Raw genomic sequence first — 2,082 nt, 5'->3', positions numbered from 1 at the left:
AATCGAGAGATTCATAAGAAAACGTCATCCTTTCTAGTCTAGCTTTTTTAGAAAGAATAACGTTTTTTTACACTTGGGGGTAGTGAAGATTTTTAAGTTGATGGGCATGCCCCTGATGCAGCAAGAGCGCCTCCAGCTAAAATGGCAATTACAGCTCTAGGTAATCGAAGCATGATTAAAGTTTGATGTTCTAGCGATTGGTTCGGTGAGATAAGAGCATCAATAATCATACTATAGGAAATGTTTGCTTGACCTTGTCCGATATGAATAAAGAAAAGGAGGAGCAAGAGAGCTGCTCCTCCTCCGAATACAAGACTTGCTCGAAGTGTATGTTTTAGGCTATTCATCGTGTAATCACTTCTTCGCTGTCATTACATCTGCTACTTGTGTTGCTAAAGATGTTGCAGATTCAGGACCACCGAAAATCCAAGTGTCGCCTTTTAATTTATACATTTTGTTTTCTTTTTTGAACTTTAATTCTTCCCAAGCAGGGTTGCCTTTTAGTTGCGTGTCAAAAATGTTATCTTCATCCGCTACAATGTAAATGAAGTTTGAATCTTGTACACTTTGTAATGATTCTACAGTTGTTTGTTTGAAACCATCTGGCTCAGATTTTCCTGCTTCAAAAGTATTTGTTAAACCTAATTTTTTTGTAACTTGTAAAGCTAAAGAATTGTCAGTTAAGATACGGAATGTTGGTACGTTTTTAGCAGTAAATGCTTGTGCCATTGCGATGTTTTTATCTTTTAAGTCTGCTTTCTCAATTTTTGCTTTTGCATCAGCGAATGCTTTATCCATATCAGCTAATACTTTTTTACCTTCTTCTTCTTTTCCAACTGCTTTTGCAATTTGTTTAAATGTTTCTGTCATTTCAGCAAAGTGATCGTTATTACTTGTTGATGGATCAAACATAACTGTTGGTGCAATTTGCTCTAATTCATTTTTAATTGCTTTACCACGGAATGAAGCTGTGATAATTAAGTCTGGCTTTAAACGGCTAATTTCTTCTAAGTTTGGTTGTTGACGTGTCCCTACATCTACAACATCTTTACTCGGTTTTGTTTTTGTATTTACCCATTTATTATAATTCTTAATGTCTGCCATCCCTACTGGCTGAACACCAAGTGCTAATAAGTCTTCAGAATATACCCACTCAAGTACAACTACTTTTTTTGCTGGTTTATCTAACTTCGTTTCCCCTTCAGCGTGTTTAATTGTTATAGCTTGATTTTTATTGTCCGCTTTTGTTTCTTTTTTCTCCTCTTTTTGCTGTCCGCATCCAACAGCGAATAGAAGAACTACTATGAAAATACTGAGAATTTTCTTCATCTTCTGCCCCCAAATTAAGTGTTTTTTGTAACTAGTACCATAAGTGAAAATGGTTATCAATTACAACACCCAAATCATACTATGAGGGTATTTTAAGTGTCAATATATTTTTAAAATTTTGACGAAAAATAACGAATTATACGGATTTTTATATATTATAGTCGCTATTTATGAAGAATAAGCCTCTTTACTAAAAATATTGGCGAATGTGGAAAGTTTAAATGGGAAAGTGGCTGTGTACGATAGTGTAATGTGTATTGTTAATAGTCTGTGGAGATAAGGCGAAAGTACAAGCAAAAGGAGAGTGAATCGCATGTAATAATTACTAGAATGTATGGAGGAAATCTGTGTTTTATCCCCGACTAGGCAAAGTATTTCTTTGTTATTTAGATAGGTGTTTTTTAAGTCGGTGATTGCGCTAAAAAGATCGAATGTAAAGGAAGTGATCAACATGTCTTCATGGAGCAATAACGTAAATGGATATTGTGGGTGTAATAATCAAAATGGTGTACATGTTGATTCATGCTGTTTTAGTTGCGATGGGACAGTTCCTAAGGTTGGTCCAACCGGTCCGACGGGGGCAACAGGAGCAACAGGCCCAACGGGGGCGACAGGAGTAACAGGCGACACAGGGGCAACGGGAGCGACAGGAATAACAGGGGCAACGGGAGCGACAGGAATAACAGGAGCAACAGGCCCAACGGGAGCGACAGGAATAACAGGGGCAACGGGAGCGACAGGAATAACAGGGGC

Annotated in this window: 1 protein-coding gene and 2 pseudogenes; 1 reads left to right on the top strand and 2 read right to left on the bottom strand. The window is 37.5% G+C overall.

Annotation, left to right across the window (positions count from 1 at the left end; all coding sequences use genetic code 11):
• Positions 1-95: 95 nt before the first annotated feature.
• Positions 96-347: pseudogene (locus MR168_RS32675) on the bottom strand (iron chelate uptake ABC transporter family permease subunit); the annotation flags it as partial.
• 7 nt (positions 348-354) lie between these two features.
• On the bottom strand, positions 355-1,329 hold the full coding sequence (locus MR168_RS32670) for an ABC transporter substrate-binding protein (protein WP_000722821.1): 975 nt from the start codon (positions 1,327-1,329) through the stop codon (positions 355-357).
• A gap of 451 nt (positions 1,330-1,780) precedes the next feature.
• Between MR168_RS32670 and MR168_RS32665 the strand changes: the two are divergent.
• A pseudogene (locus MR168_RS32665) lies at positions 1,781-2,082 on the top strand (collagen-like protein); the annotation flags it as partial.

The sequence above is a fragment of the Bacillus cereus group sp. BfR-BA-01356 genome (genome assembly GCF_022663635.1).
Taxonomy (GTDB): domain Bacteria; phylum Bacillota; class Bacilli; order Bacillales; family Bacillaceae_G; genus Bacillus_A; species Bacillus_A cereus.
Note: the sequence above shows the minus strand (reverse complement) of the source record. Positions and strands in the feature narration are given on the sequence as shown.